The sequence below is a fragment of the Pyxidicoccus sp. M6 genome (genome assembly GCF_055568925.1).
The window spans coordinates 2,231,340-2,246,869 of record NZ_CM145714.1 but is presented as its reverse complement, the minus strand read 5'-3'; the positions used below and the strand labels follow the sequence as shown (position 1 = coordinate 2,246,869).

The window sequence follows — 15,530 nt, the reverse complement described above, 5'->3', positions numbered from 1 at the left end:
GGAGGCAGGGAGGAAAGATGGTGCCCGGGACGACGGAGGAGGTGACATCCCGGGCACCCGGTCGGCTCACTTCGGCTCGACGAGGAAGTAGCCCGCCATCTCGAGGTGCAGCGCCGAGCAGAACTCCGTGCAGTACATGGGGTACACGCCCGGCCTGTCGGCCACGAAGGTGACGTTGGCGTGCTTGCCCGGCTCCAGGCTCAGGTGGATGTTCTGCGAGCCGATGGTGAAGCCGTGTGTGGCGTCCTTCGCCTGCTCGATGTTGGTGATGTGCAGGTGGACGGTGTCTCCCTCCTTCACGCGGACGATGTCCGGGGTGAAGTGGCTGCGCACCGCCGTCATGTAGACGTGGACGCCGTCGTCGCGGCGCTCCACGCGCTCCTTGCCACCCTCCACCGCGTTCGCGTCCTTCTCGTGCGTCAGGGCGTTGATGCCCGCGGGCTTGTAGATGTCGAGCGGCTTGATTTTGTCCGCCTTGATCATCTGCGCGTAGTGCGGCTCGCCCAGGGGGATGGGGCTGTCGTAGAGCAACTGCATCTTCTGCCCGGTGGTGTCCACGAGCTGGAAGTTCTGCGGCAGCAGCGGGCCCACCGGAGCGAAGCGGTCGATGGCCCACTTGTTCATCGCCACCAGGAACTTCCCGTCCGGAGACACGGTGTCGCCCTCGGCCGCCGCGAGGTGGCCGATGTTGTAGTGCGTGGACATCTTGTCCACGAGCTTCAGGTCCTTGAGGGACCACTTCGCCACCTTCGACTCGATGAAGACGGACGTGTACGCGTAGCCCTCGTTGTCGAACTGCGTGTGCAGCGGCCCGAGGCCGATTTCACACTGGCCGCGGATGGCGTCCTGGAACGGGAGGATGGGCACGCCGTACGGGTCCTTCCCCACCACCGTCCCGGCGGCGATGAGGGCCTTGATTTTGTCGATGCTGAAGACGGTGGCGTGCGTGTCCAGCTTGCCGCCGACGATGATGTCCTTGCCGTCCGGCGTGACGTCCACGCCGTGCGGGCTCTTGGGCTCGGGCACGAAGTGGAGCAGCCCCTCCGCCACCACCGTGTCCAGGGGGATGACGCGCATGCCGGCAATCGTCCGCGTCTTGCCCGCCTTCACCACCGCCTCCGCCTTCCGCCAGGGGATGACGTGGAGGTAGTCCATGTCGTTCTGCGACACGCCGGACTCGAGCGGCGGGTTGCCCTCCATGTTGCCGCCGTAGGCGCGCTCGGTGTTGATGGAGTTGATGAAGATGTAGCCGTCGCTGGCCAGCTTCCCCGCGTCCGCCAGGTCCTGCATGTACGGAGGCAGCTCCATGGCCCACGACTCCTCGGGGACGATGCGGCCCTTCGCGCGGTCGAACTTCCAGAAGATGACCGCGCCCCGGTACTCGTCGTTGAAGCGCTTCACGTCCGCGTACCGCCCGCCCAGCGGCGTGGGGTACTGGCTCGTCTCGATGACGTAGTCGGTGTCCGGGGTGACGAAGGTGGACCCGTGCTCGCTCTCGATGAGCTCGCTGGCGACAATCTGCGTGGTGGCGAAGTCCTTGAGGGACACCACGGCGATGCGCGGGTTGGCCTTGTCGTTGACGAAGATGTACTGGCCGTCGTAGTCGCCCTTCGTCTCGGAGAGCGCCGGGTGGTGCATGTCCCCCCAGGTGAGCATCTTCCCGTCGCGGCTGCCCTGCTTCAGGAGCGTGTTCGTCTGGTCGCCGTAGCCGTAGCCCTGCCACGGCTCGGGCGTGAAGACGCCGATGTACTTGAGGATGCGCATGCTCGGCACCCCCATGACGATGAGATTGCCGCCGTGCCCACCCGAGGCGAACAGGTAGTACTCGTCATGCTTGCCGGACGGCGTGTACGTCTTGAGCGCGGCGACCACGTCCGCCTCGTTCAGCCCGCGCTTCTCCATCATGTCCCGCAGCCCGGCGCTGCCCAGGCCCGCGGAGGAGGTGCCCGGCGCGCTCGCGCCGCCACCGTTGGAGCCATTGCACGCCAGCGCCAGCAGTGCCGCGGCGCCCAGCTTCCACATCCCTCTCCAGGTCTTCATGAACGTGTCCTCGCCCGCGCTCACGGCGACTTCGCCGCGAGGCCTCGGATGTGCTCGCGCAGCCCGTGCACCACCGGCTTGTCCGCCAGGTCCGGGTTGGGGGGCATGGCCGCGCTGCGACCGACGGCGCCTCCGCCATACGCGATGATTTTCTCGATGTGCTCGTCGCTCACCGCCGACTGCCAGGCCTTGTCCTGGAAGTTGCGCGGCGGCGGCGTGAGGCCCGCGGACGCGGCCCCGTCTCCACCGCCCCGGGGCCCGTGGCACACCGCGCAGCGCGTGTTGAAGACCTCCTCCGCCTCCTTGCGCACCTCGGGCGTGACGGCGGGCGCGGACGCCGACGCGGAGGCCACCGCGGGAGGAGCGGCCGTAGACGAACCCTCCTTTCCGCTACACCCCAGACCGCTCCACGCGGCACCTGCGGCGAGCACGACGGCCCAGACTCTTCCTCCTCCTGCGGCATTGCCCCACATCACGGACCTCCCGTCCCGAGTTGGTTCGCGGAGGCCCTGCTGCGACAGACGTGCCAGCGCATCACTCCCTCTGGAGGGACACGGCGCCAGCCGTGAAACAAGCATCTGGGATGCATGTTTTGCGCGTCGTCGGGGCTTCTGGCGCATGGGCTGCGTCTCCAGGGCGGGCGCGCGGCGGCGTACCGGGCGGGAGGGCTCTTGGAACACGCCTTGCTCTGGAGGGGACTGAAGCCTCATCGCCACACCCCCTCCTCTGGAGCCGCCGTCATGAAACACAAGAAGCTCTGGGCGCTATTGGGCGCCGTCTTCTTCGCCTCGTTCTTCATCCTTGGACGGGAGGGCGTGCACATCTCCCGGACGCTGCCACCCATCCCCGCGCGGGTGGTGGCGCCGGACGGCACCCTGCTCGTCGAGGGAGCCTCCATCCAGCGCGGGCAGAATGTGTGGCAGTCGCTCGGTGGGCAGCAGGTGGGCTCCATCTGGGGACACGGCGCCTACGTGGCGCCGGACTGGAGCGCGGACTGGCTCCACCGCGAGAGCGTCTTCCTGCTCGACTCCTGGGCGCACGCGGAGGGCCTCTCCGGCTACGACGCCGCCCCCGCCGAGCGGCAGGCGGCCCTGCGCGCGCGCCTCCAGGGCGCCATGCGCACCAACACATATGACGCCGCCACGGACACGGTGACGCTGGACGCCCTGCGCGTCGAGGCGTACCGCGCCAACGCCGCGCACTACGCGGACGTCTTCGCGAAGGGACGGCAGGCCTACGCCATCCCCGAGGGCGCGCTGACGGACGCCGCGAAGCTGAAGGACCTCGGCGCCTTCTTCTGGTGGACGAGCTGGGTGACGTCCACCAACCGCCCCGGCGAGACGGTGAGCTACACGCAGAACTGGCCGCACGAGCCGCTGGTGGGCAACGTGCCCACGACGGGCGCGTACCTGTGGACGTACTTCTCGGTGGTGCTGCTGCTCGCGGCGGTGGGCGCGCTCGTCTGGTACGTGAGCCGCAGGCCCGAGGAGGGCGAGGAGCCGCCGCCCGCGAAGGACCCGTTCTCGGGGCTCGTCCTCACGCCGAGCCAGCGCGCCACGGGCAAGTACTTCCTCGTGGTGGTGGCGCTGATGCTGGTGCAGGTGGTGCTGGGCGGCGTCACCGCGCACTTCGGCGTGGAGGGCGAGGGCTTCTACGGCATCCCCCTGGCGAAGTACCTGCCCTACGCGGTGACGCGCAGCTGGCACACGCAGCTGGGCATCTTCTGGATTGCCACCGCGTGGCTGGCCACGGGCCTCTTCGTGGGCCCGGCGGTGAGCGGCGTGGAGCCGCGCTTCCAGCGCTTCGGCGTCAACTTCCTCTTCGTGTGCCTGGTCATCATCGTCGCGGGCGCCATGGTGGGGCAGTGGGCCAGCGTGCAGCAGCGGCTGGGCGGTGACCTCTGGTTCTGGTTCGGCCACCAGGGTTACGAGTACGTGGACCTGGGCCGCTTCTGGCAGATCTTCCTCTTCGTCGGCCTCTTCGTGTGGCTGTTCCTGACGGCTCGCTCCATCTGGCCGGCGCTGAAGCGGCCCTCGGAGAGCCGCCCCCTCATCCTGCTCTTCGTGGTGTCGTCGGTGGCCATCGCCGCCTTCTACGGCGCGGGCCTCATGTACGGGCAGAAGAGCCACCTGGGCATGGTGGAGTACTGGCGCTGGTGGGTGGTGCACCTGTGGGTGGAGGGCTTCTTCGAGGTGTTCGCCACGGTGGTGATGGCGTTCCTCTTCACGCGGCTGGGCGTGCTGTCGCCGAAGGTGGCGACGCCGGCGGTGCTCTTCTCCACCATCATCTTCCTGGCGGGCGGCATCATCGGCACGTTCCACCACCTGTACTTCTCGGGCACGCCGTCGTCGGCGCTGGGGCTGGGCGCCACGTTCAGCGCGCTGGAAATCGTGCCGCTGGTGCTGGTGGGCCGCGAGGTGTGGAGCCACCTGCGCCTGTCGCGGGCCGGTGGGTGGATGGAGCGCTACCGCTGGCCCATCCTCTTCTTCGTCGCCGTGGCCTTCTGGAACCTGGTGGGCGCGGGCGTGTTCGGCTTCCTCATCAACCCGCCGCTGGCGCTCTATTACATGCAGGGCCTCAACCTGACGCCCGTGCACGGCCACACCGCGCTCTTCGGCGTGTACGGCATGCTGGGAATCGCCCTGATGCTCTTCACGCTGCGCATGGCGCAGCCCGAGGCCCGGTGGCGCACGCGCACGCTGGCCTGGAGCTTCTGGTCGCTCAACGGCGGACTGGTGCTGATGGTGGTGCTGTCGATGCTGCCCATCGGCATCCTGCAGACGCAGGCCGCGGTTGAGCAGGGCACGTGGTGGGCCCGCAGCGCGGACTTCCTCCAGACGCCGCTGATGGGCACGCTGCGCTGGCTGCGCGCGCCGGGGGACACCCTCTTCGCGCTCGGCGTCGTCTTCCTGGCGTGGTTCGTGGTGGGGCTGAAGACGGGCTGGTCGCTGGAGCCCGCCACCACGGCCCAGCCCGAGCCGCGCGAGGAGGGCCCCGTGGGCCTCGCCGCTCCCGCCCCGGCCGCGCTGCGGCGCCGCTGAGAACAGCGGCTCACCGGGGAAGAGGCGCTCGTCCCGAGGGGAGGACCCACGGGCCGGGCGCCTCCGGCCATTCGGCGATGACCACGTCGAGGCCGAAGGTGTCGGCGATGAGGTCCGGACGGAGCACGTGAGCGGGCGGCCCCTCCGCCACCGGACGACCGCCGGCCAGGACCACCAGCCGATGCGCATGGCGCGCGGCGAGGTTCAGGTCATGCAGCACGGCGAGCACCGCGCCGCCCTCACGCGCGAAGCGCCCCGCCGCTTCGAGGACGAGGTGCTGGTGGGCCAGGTCCAGACTCGAAGTCGGTTCATCGAGCAGGAGATAGCGGTGCCCCTGCTCCAACGGCTCGGAGAGCTGGGCGAGCACGCGCGCGAGCTGCACCCGCTGCTTCTCTCCTCCCGACAGCGAAGGGTACGGCCGCGAGACCAGGTGCCGCGTATCGGTGGCATCCAGCGCCGCCAGGGCCGCTTCCAGGTCCGCGCGCTCCGAACCCCGCCCGGCATGCGGACTGCGTCCGAGGAGCGCCACCTCCAGGGCCGTGAAGCCGAAGCCCAGCGAGGACTCCTGCGGAAGCACGGCGAGCCTCCGGGCCCGCTCGCGCGAGGGCCAGCGGTCCAGGGGAAGGCCCTCCAGCAGCACGTCTCCGGCCGCGAGTCGGAGCTCTCCCGCGAGCGCCGACAACAGCGTGGACTTGCCGGCGCCATTCGGCCCCACGACGGCCACCACTTCTCCGGGCTGGAGCACCAGGTCGATGGGGCCGAGCGCCCTGCCCCGGCCGCGCCACACTTCCATGCCGGTAGCCGTCAAGCTCATGCAGCACCCTTGCGTGCGAGCAGCCCGATGAAGACCGGCACACCCAGCACCGACGTCAGCGCGCCGACGGGCAGCTCCGCGGGAGTCGCCATCGTCCGGGCCAGCAGGTCCGCGGACACGAGCAACGCGGCGCCGAGCAACGCGGAGGCGCCCATCAACCGCCGATGGTCCGGCCCCAATGCGAGGCGTAACAGCGCCGGCACCAGCAGCCCCACGAAGCCGATGATGCCCGTGGCGGCCACGGCGGCGCCCACGCCCAGGGCCGCGGAGAGGATGAGCCGGCGCTTGAGCCGCTCCACGTCCACGCCGAGGTGCCGAGCCTCGCGCTCACCGAGGAGCAACAGGTTGAGGGAGCGGGCCTCGCGCAAGAGCAGCGCCAGCGCCGCGCAGAGCGGGACGGCGGCGGCGCCCACCACGTCCCAGGATGCGCCGCCCAGGCTGCCCCAACTCCAGAAGGTGATGGAGCGCAGCTGCGCGTCCGTGGCCACCTGGGTGAGCAGGCCGATGCCCGCGCTCGCGCCCGCGCTCACCGCCACGCCCGCGAGCAACATGCGCGCCGTCTCCGTGCGGCCGCCGCCCCGGCCCAGGCGCTGGGCCAGCAACGTGGCGCCCAGTGCGCCCGCGAAGGCCGCGCTCGGAACCGCTAGCAGGCGCAGCGTCCCCAGCCGGGTGCTCAGGGATACATCCAGGACGATGGCCAGCACCGCGCCCAGCGCCGCGCCGCTGGACGTACCCAGCAGCCCGGGCTCCACCAATGGATTGCGGAACAGCGCCTGGAGCGCGGCGCCGCACGTGGCCAGCACCGCACCCACCAGCACGGCGAGCACCACCCGCGGCAGCCGGATGGAGAGCAGCACCGCCTCCTGTGCGGGCGTGAGCCGGCTGCCAGCGTCCACTCCCAGGGCTTCGAGGACACCGCCCATCAGCGCCAGCGGAGGCACGCGCACCGCGCCCACCGCCAGCGAGGTCAGCGCTACGCCGACGAGCAGGAGCGTCAGGAGCATCCACGGACGTGGCGCCGGTGGATGCGCCTCGCTCCGCTCCGCATGCGTGGCGGAGACGGGAGCGATGCCCGATGCGCTCATCGCACGTTCCCCGCCGGAAGCCCCAGGCCATCCTGCAAGCGGCCCACGGCCTTCCCGAGCGAGGGGCCCAGCGCCATGAAGTGCACGTCCTCCACGGTGACGAGCCGCCAGCCCTTCACCTGCGAGAGGCCGGGCACACGTCCCAGTCCCTCGGCACCGCCCAACGCCGTCGCCGAGGTGGCGGGGAGCAGGATGACGTCGGGAGCGGCCTCGACCACCGCCTCCGCCGTCAGTGGCTTGTGGCCGCTGAACTTCGACACGGCATTCACGCCACCCGCGAGCTTGATGAGCACGTCGGACGGAGTCTCCGAGCCCGCGACCATGAGGACACCGCCCCCGCGCGAGTAGAGGGCGAGGACCCGCTGACGCTTGCCGTCCTTCACCCCGGCCGCGCGAGCCGAGGCGCGCTCCAGGTCCTTCTCCAGCTCCACGAGGAGCGCGTCGCCCTGTGGGCGTCTTCCGAGCCGCTCGGCGAGCGTCTTGATGCGCTGCCGCGCCGATTCCACGGTGGGGGCGCTGGGAAGCACCACCACCTCCACGCCGGACGTCTTCAACTGGGCCAGCACACCGGGCGGGCCCGCCTCCTCGGACGCGAACAACTGCGACGCGCCCGTCGCCAGCACGGCCTCCGAGGAGAGAGCGCGCTGGTAGCCCACCTTGGGTTTCCCGGCGGCGACAGAGAGCGTGAGGCTGGTGTCATCCACGCCGACCACCTGCGCTCCCGCGCCCAGGGCGATGACCGTCTCCGTGACGGCCGGCCCCACCGTGACGAGCCGGGGCTCCGCACCCGCGCCCGCCGCGTGCGCACCGACCACCGCCATGAAGACAACAAGGCCCCCGACGATTCGCCACGCACGGCTCATGGCCGCACCTCGCGCGCGGGCAGTGCCTGTATCAGCTCGCGCATCAGCGACTGCCACGCGGGCAGCTCGGGCAGGCCGGGCTTCCGCTTTCCGAAGACGAGCGCGATGTTCTCCCCGGCCGCGTCGAACAACTCCAGCGACGTCACCTCGCCATCGCGCGTGGGCTTGCGGACGACCCACGCGTCGTGGATGTGGTCCGCGCGCACGTGCAGGTTGAAGTCCCTGTCCAACACGTTCAGCCAGGGCCCCATCGGCTTCACCGTGTGCACCGGCCCGGTGTGAATCTGGATGCAACCCGGGTTGCCCACGAAGACCATGATGGGCAGTCCCGACGCGGCCACCCGCTCCAACACCCATGTCAGGGACTCCGTCGACACCGGCGTGGCCAGCTCAGCTCCCGCCAGCCGCAGGGCCTGCGTCCGCGCCACGCCCAGCCGCTGAAGCAGCGGGAAGAAGTCATGCGTGTCCTTCAGGGCCCGCCACCCCGCGCGCAGACCGTCCACGTCCACCTCGCTGTCCGGCCTCGGCATGCTCACCGGCGAGGACCGCTCCACGGAAAGTGTCGGCTCCTGGTCCACGTGGGTGAGCGCTTCGACCAGCGCCTCGAACTCCGCCGCGCGGTCCGCCTCCTCCACGTAGACCTTGTGCACGGCCGTGCCCGTCGCGTCGAAGAACTGGAGGCTGCGCCGCACACCGTCCGCGAGGCGCTCGCGCAGGGCGAACCCGAAGCGCCAGCGCGACAGGAAGAGGCGCAGGTCGATGTCCTCGTCCAGCACGAGCGCCCGGAGCCCGTTCAGCTCCACGTTGCGCCAGGTGCCCCGCTTCTCGTGGACCGCGTGCGCGTTGCGGGTGAGCGACATCACGCGTCCCAGCGACTCCAGCCGGGGCAGGAGCACGTCGAAGCGCAAATCGAGGCGGACGGCATCCTCCCCGACTCCCGTGGCGAGGAGCTGCGCCTCGCTCACCCGGAGCTGGTCGGCGGCATCGCGGGCCCGCGTGCGCGGCTGGGACTGGCGCAGCGCCTGCCAGCGCTGGCGCAGGAGGGCGGGCTCGGAAACGGCCTCGGAGATGGAAGGCGTTGGCGTTTGCATCAGAGGGAGCCCGGGACCGAGGGAAGCTCGCCACCCGAGACGGGGGCCGTCACCTTCGCCCAGTGCAGCTTCAGCATCGCGGGCGTGCCGGCGTCGTCGTAGTAGGAGAGCATCTCCACCTTGAAGTACGCCCCCGAGTCCGAGCGCACCACGAACACCAGCGGACGCGGGCTCAGCTTGTGCGTCATCACGTCGTAGGCGTACCAGCCGTCCCCCGCCTGGAAGACGGTGTCCGGGTCCGTGCCCGCGTCGTCGCCATCCGCCTTGTCGGTGGTGTAGCCACTCGCGGGAGCCTGCGACACCTGCGCGAAGGTCTTGTCGCTGAGCACCGCCACTTCCACGCCGCCGGTGCCGCTCGTCCCGCCGCGCGAGCGGATGCCGAAGCGCTGGAAGGACAAATCCCAGACGGCGTCCGCCGCTGCGTCCACCTGCTTGCCCAGGTCCAGGTCCAGGCCAATCCAAGCGTCCTTGCCCGTCGCATCCACGGTGGTGGTGTACGAGCCGTCGCCGTTGTCCGTGTGACGCACGTGGGTGCCGTTCACCGGCTTCGGCGTAGCGGGGGTCTGCGGGTCCGGGTCCGGCAGGGGCTCGGGGTCGGTCTGCTCGTCCTCACCGGGCGTGGGCTCGAGGTCATCACCGCAGGCCGTCAACAAGCCCGCCAGCAGCAGGGCGGAGACACCGACGCGGACGTGCGAGCGCAGGGCGAATCGAAACATGAATGCTCCTTCAGGTTGCAGGGAGGGGTTGGGACATCACAGCCGGGCGGAGAGCCCGGCCTGGAAGGTGCGCGGCGGAATGGGCAGGTCCGTGGGATTGCCGGCGTCCGCGAGGTTGGTGCCCATGACGAAGAGCTGGAGCTGTTCACGCAGCCGCCAGCCGACGCGGGCATCCACGGTGACGTACGGGTCGGAGTCATAGGGCTCCACCACTCCGTCGCCATTGGCATCCGGGTAGAAGGGCCGCTTGCCCACGAGCGCGCCGCGCGCCCAGAGCTCCACGCCCGACTCGCGGTGACGCCAGGAGGCCTGCGCGGTGAGCCGGTGGCGGGCCTGTCCCTCCAGCGCGAGCCCCGTGGACTCGGAGCGGCCGTCGGTGAGGGTGTAGGCCAGCTCCACGTCCACGCGCCCCAGGAGGCGCTGGCGCACGCCCAGCTCGCCGCCACGCAGGGTGGCCCGCGCCACATTGACGTAGGTGAAGAGCGACTGCTCGCCACCTTCCTGGAGCGAGACGCCAATCATGTCCCGCAGCGTGTGGTGGAAGGCGCCCACCCAGAGCAGCGACGTGCTGGCGGGCCGCACCTCCGCGGACAGATTCAAGCTGCGCGAGCGCTCCGGCTTCAGGTCCGGGTTGCCCCGCACGGAGTAGCCGACCGAGGGGTTCTCGAAGTCGAGCAGCAGCTCCTGGAAGCTTGGCGCGCGGTAGCCCCAGCCGTAGCCGCCGCGCAGCGTGAGCCAGGACAGCGGGTCCGCGCGCAGCGCCAGCCGGGGCGTGACGGCCGAGCCGAACTGCGTGTCCGTGTCCACGCGCGCGCTGGGGACGAGCACCAGTCCCGGGCCCGTCCACACCGTCCAACTGTCCTGCGCATACACGGAGCCGCGACCGCGCCGGCCACGCCCCGTCTCCAGCCGGTCCGACGACAGCCACTCGCCCAGCCACTCCGCGCCCACCACCAGCACATGGTGCTCACCGGGCCTCGCGTCGAGCTGGGCGCCGAGCCGCCCCTGCTGCTCGCGCGTGTCCTCCACCGTGTCCAGCGCGGACGAGCGCCGCTGGTCTCTCAGGTAGCGCCGGTCGAACCAGGCGAAGGCGCCGTCCGCGCGCAATGTCGCGTTGCTTCCCAGCGTCCACGAGGGGGACAGCCGCGCGGAGATGGAGTCATCCCGGCTCGCGCGGTCGAAGACGGCGCCCGCCACGCCCAGGTCCACGCCCCGCTGCGTGCGCCGCGAGTAGGACGCGCTCCCCTCCAGCGCGAGCCCCGTGCCGCTGCGCAAGTCTCCCTTCGCGGAGACGTCGAAGCCTTCCAGGCTGCTGCCCGTGGTGCCCACGTCCGCGGGCTCCAAATCGTATGCGTCCGAGCGCTGCACGCCGCCGCTGAGACGCAGGCCCCAGCCCTCGCCGCGCGCCTCGCCCGTACCGTCCAGCTCCAGGCGGCTCAGGCTGCCGTACGAGGCTCGCAGCTCTGCCCCCAGGGGCCGCTGGGCGCGACGGGTGATGAGATTCACCACGCCCGCCACCGCGTCGCTGCCGTACAGCGCCGACGAGGGCCCCTTGACGATTTCCACCTGCTCGACGTCCTCGAGCGACAGGCGGGACAGGTCCACGCCGCCGGCGATGCGTCCGGCAATGCGCTCGCCGTCCACCAGCACCAGCACGTACTCGGACCCGAGTCCCTGCACCTGGAGCGTCGCTCCGGAGAAGGAGTGCATCACCTGCAGGCCCGGGTGCGCGGAGAGCAGCTCCGCGGCGTTGCGCGCCCCACTGCGAAGGATTTCGGCGCGGGTGATGACCTCGGTGGCCACCGGCGTCTCGCTCAGCCGCTCCGCCGTGCGCGAGGCCGTCACCACTGTTCGTGGCACGGCGTGCTCTTCGGCCTCGACGTCCGCCACGGGCGCCGCCACGCCACCATCCGCGCCCGAAGGGGCCTGCCCCCACGCCGCCAGCGGCAGGGCACACGCCAGGATGAGAAGACACCCGCGCCAGGACATACCGCGTCCTCCGGCTCACGGCCGGCGGGCCTCCCGTGGGAGACCCCGTAGGGCGCTGGGCTCAAGGGCCTCGGGCCTCAGGAAAGATTCTGCTTCCGGGCCACAGAGCCCGCTTACTTCACGAGCTCAGCGGCGCTCGCCGCGCCCACCCTCCGCCCCACCCTCCTGCGCCCGCTCCAGCGGCACCACGCGCGTGCGGTGACACCGCCGGCACTTCAGCTCCACGCCCCCGGGCACAAGCCTCGCCAGGAGGCTGCCGCACAGACACCGCAGCTCCCCTTCTCCACCCTCTGGCTGGCATCCCTCGCGCATCCCGGCTCCGTGGCTCGAAACGGCACCGACGATATTGATACTCATTATCAGAGTCAACATTCAATCCGACCGCGTCAATGAGTCGAAACGGGACGGTGTCATTCAGTGGACCTTGGCGCGCGCCGGCACGTCGCGAGCGGCGCGGGCCTTGCGCGTCACCATGCGGGCGATGCCGTAGTACAGCTGGTCCTCGGTGTAGACGCGGCGCACGCGCCTGTAGGTGCCGGGGACGTAGGCGGAGCCGGGGCGCTCCAGCCACTGGAGGACGCGCACCTCGCCGGTGTGGGCCAGCTCGGAGAGCAGCTCCGGCGGGCACAGCTTGAGGTAGCGGCGCACCAGCGGCCCCAGCTTGCGCGAGAAGGCCTTGCCCAGCACCGCGTGCCGCCGTCCGGAGTGCAGCGTCCCGTCGAAGCGGCGCGACAGGTGGAAGAGCTCGTGTATCACCGTCTCCACCCGCGTCTGGGCGGTGGAGGCCCGGAAGAAGAGGGGCCGCAGGGTGATGCAGTACAGCATCCGCTTGCCGCGAATGCGGATGATGGGCTTGCGGCGGCCGGTGCGGTCCACGCTCTTGCCGCCCCGGAAGCACAGCGGCTTCACCGTGCCCCGAGACGCCCGGCGCGCCTCGCCCGCCACCACCAGGATGCGGCCCGGCTTCACGTGGGCGAACTCCGGCATCTTCGCGGCGATGTCGCGGATGAGGGTGCGGAGCGTCTTGTTGAAGTTGGGGCGGCGTCGGGCCACGAGTGGTGGACAGTCTAGCGGAAAAGTCCTTGGGTCGGTCCCCAGGCTGGCCACAATGTCTAACGCCATGCGCTCGAACCCGCCCCTCTTCCGACTGGCCGTTCTGCTCACCGTGGGCCTGGGGTGTGCTTCCGCTCCGACGAAGCCCTCCGGCCCGGCTGTCCTCACCTCCCAGGAGACCACCATCCTCTCGCAGGGCCTCACCGAGGCCGCCGTCCACTACCACGCCCAGGTCGCCAGCCCCGGCCCCGCCGTGGTGGAACGGGCGGACTACGAGCTCGTCTCGGACGGGCAGGTGGTGAAGACGGGCAGCGCGAAGCTCGACGTGAAGCTGGAGCCTGGCGTGCCCGCGGACGTCTCCTTCGAGGAGAAGGCCCCCTACGTGAAGAGCCCCGAGGACCTGGCCCGGCTGAGCAGCCAGGGCGGCACGCTGCTGTTGGCGCTGCGCGGCACACTGGTGGTGCGCTCGGGAGACCAGGAGGAGAAGCTCCCCTTCGCGGCCAGCCGCGCGGCCCGCGTGCCCCGCCTGCCCACGGTGGAGGTGGCGGAGTTGGACGGGGCGCGCTACTCGCCCGAGGAGGTCCAGCTCAACCTCCGCCTGGGTGTGCGCAACCCCAATCCCTTCCCGTTGAAGCTCGAAGGGCTGAGCTTCGAAGTCTCGGTGGCGGGCAAGAAGCTGGAGACCGGGACGCTGGCCCAGGCGGACAGCGTGGATGCGTCCGCCACGGGGGTGTACCCGGTGGAGGTGGCGGTGACGAAGGACACCTACGGCCCGGACGTGAAGGCGCTCATCTCCAAGGGCGTGCTGCCGTACGGGGTAGCGGGCGAGCTGACGGGCCCGCTGATGCGCGTGCCCTATTCACTGTCTGGGGAGGTGAAGCTGAACGTGTCCCGGTAGAGTGGAGCACGCGTGCCCATCTACCTGCTGAGCGAAGAGCACCCCGAGCTGTTCCCTCCTCCGGAGCGGGCCGACAAGAGCGGCGTGCTCGCGGTGGGGGGAGACCTGCGGCCGGAGCGGCTGCTGGCCGCGTACTCGCGGGGCATCTTCCCCTGGTACAGCGAGGGGGACCCCATCCTGTGGCACTCGCCGGACCCGCGCTTCGTGCTGGAGCCGGACCAGCTCCACGTGGGGCGCTCGCTGCGCAAGACGATGAACCGGGGCCTCTACGAGGTGCGCTACGACACGGCCTTCGCGCGCGTCATCGAGGAGTGCGGCCGCGTGCCGCGCCCCGGGCAGACGGGCACGTGGATTACCGACGAGATGCTGCGCGCGTACATCACGCTGCATGAGCTGGGCTTCGCGCACTCGGTGGAGACGTGGTCGGAGGGCGAGCTGAAGGGCGGCCTCTACGGCGTGTCGCTGGGCGCGGCCTTCTTCGGGGAGAGCATGTTCGCGCTGGCGCCGGACGCGTCGAAGGTGGCCTTCGTCGCGTCGGTGGAGCGCTTCAAGTCGTGGGGCTTCCAGCTCATCGACTGCCAGGTGGAGACGGAGCACCTCGCGCGCTTCGGTGCCCAGCAGTGGCCGAGGAAGAAGTTCCTGGCGGCGCTCGCCCGTGCGCTGAGGGAGCCCACGCGGCGCGGGAAGTGGACGGAGACACCGGCGCCACCGGCCTGAGCCGGGGAGCCTCGGGCCATGCCTTCCAGACGGCTCGCGGTGGAGGAAGCCACGGCACCCGCGACGGTGACGGTGGCGACGTACTTCGTGCAGCCCCTACGGCGCTTCCTCGCCGCGCGGGGTGTGGACGCGTCGCGGGTGGTGCCCGAGGTGGGGGCTCGTGTCGAGTTGGAGGTGGCCGCCGGAATCTGGCGCGCCGCGGCCGAGGTGATGAAGGACCCGCTCGTCGGCATCCGCGTGGCGCGTGAGCTGGTGCCCGGAGACTACGGGGCGCTCGAATTCGCAGTGCGCTCCAGCCCCACGCTGCGAGCCGCGTTCGAGCGCGTCAGCCGATTCCATGCGCTGCTGAATGACCGCACGCGGGTGATGCTGAGCGAGCACCCGGGAGAGGTGCGCATCCGATACCTGCGACCCGGAATCGAAGCGCGGATGCCCCCGCCATATGTCGAGTTCGTGCTCGGCAGTTGGGTGAACATGGGCCGGCAGCTCGTGGACACGCCCGTGCCGCCGTCGCGAGTCCTGCTGCCCCACCCCGCTCCGCCGGACACGACTCTGCACCGCGAGCTCTTCGGTGAGGGCGTGTCCTTCGGGAGCGAGGAGGCGGAGCTGCACTACCTTGCGGCCGTGCTCGACGCGCCCCTGCCGCGAGGAGATGCATCGCTCGCGAGCGTGTTGGACGGGCACATGGAGCAATTGCTGCTCCAGGCGCGAACCGCACATCCGTGGTCCGCGAAGGTGAGCGAGGACGTGGCAAGGCATCTCGCGGACGGCACGCCCCGGCTGGAGCAGGTGGCGGAGAGACTGGCGGTGTCACCGCGAGCGCTGCGGCGGCGGTTGGAGGAGGAAGGGACGACGTTCGCGCGCGTGGTGGATGACCTGCGCCGGGGGCTCGCGCTGGAGCTGACGCGCAATGCCGAGGTGTCGCTCGGAGAGGTCGCCTTCCTGCTCGGCTTCTCGGAGCCCAGCGCGTTCCATCGTGCATTCCGACGGTGGACGGGCCGCACGCCGCGCGGGAGCTGAGACACAGGCGACGGTCAGCGCGGTCACCCAGGTGGTCAGCGCGGTCACGGCGCTCCGGGCGTGCCCGGGGCATGAAAGTGCCATCGAAAGGCACGCCGATGAAACGACCGCTCCTCCTCTTGGCTTCCCTGACCGCGGCGCTCTCACTCACCCTGGGGACGTTCCAGACCGTTCTGTGGAATGGCGCCGCTGCGCCACGCTGG

General features: G+C 70.7%; 13 protein-coding genes. 4 read left to right on the top strand and 9 right to left on the bottom strand.

Annotated elements, in window-relative coordinates; genetic code table 11:
* Positions 1-66 precede the first annotated feature (66 nt).
* Both nosZ and ACVTJA_RS09385 read right to left on the bottom strand, forming a co-directional pair.
* Positions 67-2,040, bottom strand: coding sequence for a Sec-dependent nitrous-oxide reductase (gene nosZ, locus ACVTJA_RS09390; RefSeq protein ID WP_465835700.1), 1,974 nt, complete (start codon positions 2,038-2,040; stop codon positions 67-69).
* Positions 2,041-2,060: 20 nt separating this feature from the next.
* Positions 2,061-2,471: a c-type cytochrome gene (locus ACVTJA_RS09385; RefSeq protein WP_465835698.1), complete on the bottom strand. Its 411-nt coding sequence runs from the start codon at positions 2,469-2,471 to the stop codon at positions 2,061-2,063.
* 309 nt (positions 2,472-2,780) lie between these two features.
* Between ACVTJA_RS09385 and ACVTJA_RS09380 the strand changes: the two genes are divergently transcribed.
* Positions 2,781-5,081, top strand: coding sequence for a nitric-oxide reductase large subunit (locus ACVTJA_RS09380; RefSeq protein WP_465835696.1), 2,301 nt, complete (start codon positions 2,781-2,783; stop codon positions 5,079-5,081).
* A 10-nt stretch (positions 5,082-5,091) separates the two neighbouring features.
* On the opposite strand, the gene ACVTJA_RS09375 is transcribed toward ACVTJA_RS09380, so the two are convergent.
* The 7 genes from ACVTJA_RS09375 to ACVTJA_RS09345 all read right to left on the bottom strand — a co-directional run bounded on the left by ACVTJA_RS09375 (position 5,092) and on the right by ACVTJA_RS09345 (position 12,692).
* Entirely contained in the window at positions 5,092-5,895 is an 804-nt protein-coding gene (locus tag ACVTJA_RS09375; protein WP_465835694.1) for a heme ABC transporter ATP-binding protein, read from the bottom strand.
* A complete protein-coding gene (locus ACVTJA_RS09370; protein ID WP_465835692.1) occupies positions 5,892-6,980 on the bottom strand; it encodes a FecCD family ABC transporter permease in 1,089 nt (362 codons plus the stop codon). The genes ACVTJA_RS09375 and ACVTJA_RS09370 overlap by 4 nt, the downstream gene beginning before the upstream one ends.
* Positions 6,977-7,843 carry a heme/hemin ABC transporter substrate-binding protein gene (locus ACVTJA_RS09365; RefSeq protein ID WP_465835690.1) on the bottom strand — a complete coding sequence of 289 codons (867 nt, stop codon included), beginning with the start codon at positions 7,841-7,843 and terminating at the stop codon, positions 6,977-6,979. The genes ACVTJA_RS09370 and ACVTJA_RS09365 overlap by 4 nt, the downstream gene beginning before the upstream one ends.
* Positions 7,840-8,934, bottom strand: a complete 1,095-nt coding sequence (locus tag ACVTJA_RS09360; RefSeq protein WP_465835688.1) for a hemin-degrading factor — start codon at positions 8,932-8,934, stop codon at positions 7,840-7,842. Before ACVTJA_RS09360 ends, ACVTJA_RS09365 begins: the two co-directional genes overlap by 4 nt.
* Entirely contained in the window at positions 8,934-9,650 is a 717-nt protein-coding gene (locus tag ACVTJA_RS09355) for an HmuY family protein (RefSeq protein WP_465835686.1), read from the bottom strand. The genes ACVTJA_RS09360 and ACVTJA_RS09355 overlap by 1 nt, the downstream gene beginning before the upstream one ends.
* Before the next feature lie 36 nt (positions 9,651-9,686).
* Positions 9,687-11,639 carry a TonB-dependent receptor plug domain-containing protein gene (locus ACVTJA_RS09350; RefSeq protein WP_465835685.1) on the bottom strand — a complete coding sequence of 651 codons (1,953 nt, stop codon included), beginning with the start codon at positions 11,637-11,639 and terminating at the stop codon, positions 9,687-9,689.
* A 414-nt stretch (positions 11,640-12,053) separates the two neighbouring features.
* On the bottom strand, positions 12,054-12,692 hold the full coding sequence (locus tag ACVTJA_RS09345; RefSeq protein WP_465835683.1) for a hypothetical protein: 639 nt from the start codon (positions 12,690-12,692) through the stop codon (positions 12,054-12,056).
* Positions 12,693-12,759: 67 nt separating this feature from the next.
* Between ACVTJA_RS09345 and ACVTJA_RS09340 the strand changes: the two genes are divergently transcribed.
* Genes ACVTJA_RS09340 through ACVTJA_RS09330 form a run of 3 tightly spaced genes read left to right on the top strand, consistent with a single transcriptional unit; the run spans position 12,760 to position 15,327 of the window.
* Positions 12,760-13,590, top strand: a complete 831-nt coding sequence (locus tag ACVTJA_RS09340; RefSeq protein WP_465835681.1) for an LEA/WHy family protein — start codon at positions 12,760-12,762, stop codon at positions 13,588-13,590.
* 12 nt (positions 13,591-13,602) lie between these two features.
* Positions 13,603-14,307: a leucyl/phenylalanyl-tRNA--protein transferase gene (aat, locus tag ACVTJA_RS09335; RefSeq protein WP_465835679.1), complete on the top strand. Its 705-nt coding sequence runs from the start codon at positions 13,603-13,605 to the stop codon at positions 14,305-14,307.
* Positions 14,308-14,325: 18 nt separating this feature from the next.
* On the top strand, positions 14,326-15,327 hold the full coding sequence (locus ACVTJA_RS09330) for an AraC family transcriptional regulator (RefSeq protein ID WP_465835677.1): 1,002 nt from the start codon (positions 14,326-14,328) through the stop codon (positions 15,325-15,327).
* The last annotated feature ends 203 nt before the right edge of the window (positions 15,328-15,530 follow it).

Excerpts from the sequence above, each read along its gene's own strand:
- ACVTJA_RS09350 (WP_465835685.1), bottom strand. The coding sequence starts at position 11,639 with ATGTCCTGGCGCGGGTGTCTTCTCATCCTGGCGTGTGCCCTGCCGCTG.
- ACVTJA_RS09380 (WP_465835696.1), top strand. The coding sequence starts at position 2,781 with ATGAAACACAAGAAGCTCTGGGCGCTATTGGGCGCCGTCTTCTTCGCC.
- ACVTJA_RS09365 (WP_465835690.1), bottom strand. The coding sequence starts at position 7,843 with ATGAGCCGTGCGTGGCGAATCGTCGGGGGCCTTGTTGTCTTCATGGCG.
- ACVTJA_RS09375 (WP_465835694.1), bottom strand. The coding sequence starts at position 5,895 with ATGAGCTTGACGGCTACCGGCATGGAAGTGTGGCGCGGCCGGGGCAGG.
- ACVTJA_RS09360 (WP_465835688.1), bottom strand. The coding sequence starts at position 8,934 with ATGCAAACGCCAACGCCTTCCATCTCCGAGGCCGTTTCCGAGCCCGCC.
- ACVTJA_RS09340 (WP_465835681.1), top strand. The coding sequence starts at position 12,760 with ATGCGCTCGAACCCGCCCCTCTTCCGACTGGCCGTTCTGCTCACCGTG.
- ACVTJA_RS09355 (WP_465835686.1), bottom strand. The coding sequence starts at position 9,650 with ATGTTTCGATTCGCCCTGCGCTCGCACGTCCGCGTCGGTGTCTCCGCC.
- ACVTJA_RS09370 (WP_465835692.1), bottom strand. The coding sequence starts at position 6,980 with ATGAGCGCATCGGGCATCGCTCCCGTCTCCGCCACGCATGCGGAGCGG.
- ACVTJA_RS09330 (WP_465835677.1), top strand. The coding sequence starts at position 14,326 with ATGCCTTCCAGACGGCTCGCGGTGGAGGAAGCCACGGCACCCGCGACG.
- nosZ (WP_465835700.1), bottom strand. The coding sequence starts at position 2,040 with ATGAAGACCTGGAGAGGGATGTGGAAGCTGGGCGCCGCGGCACTGCTG.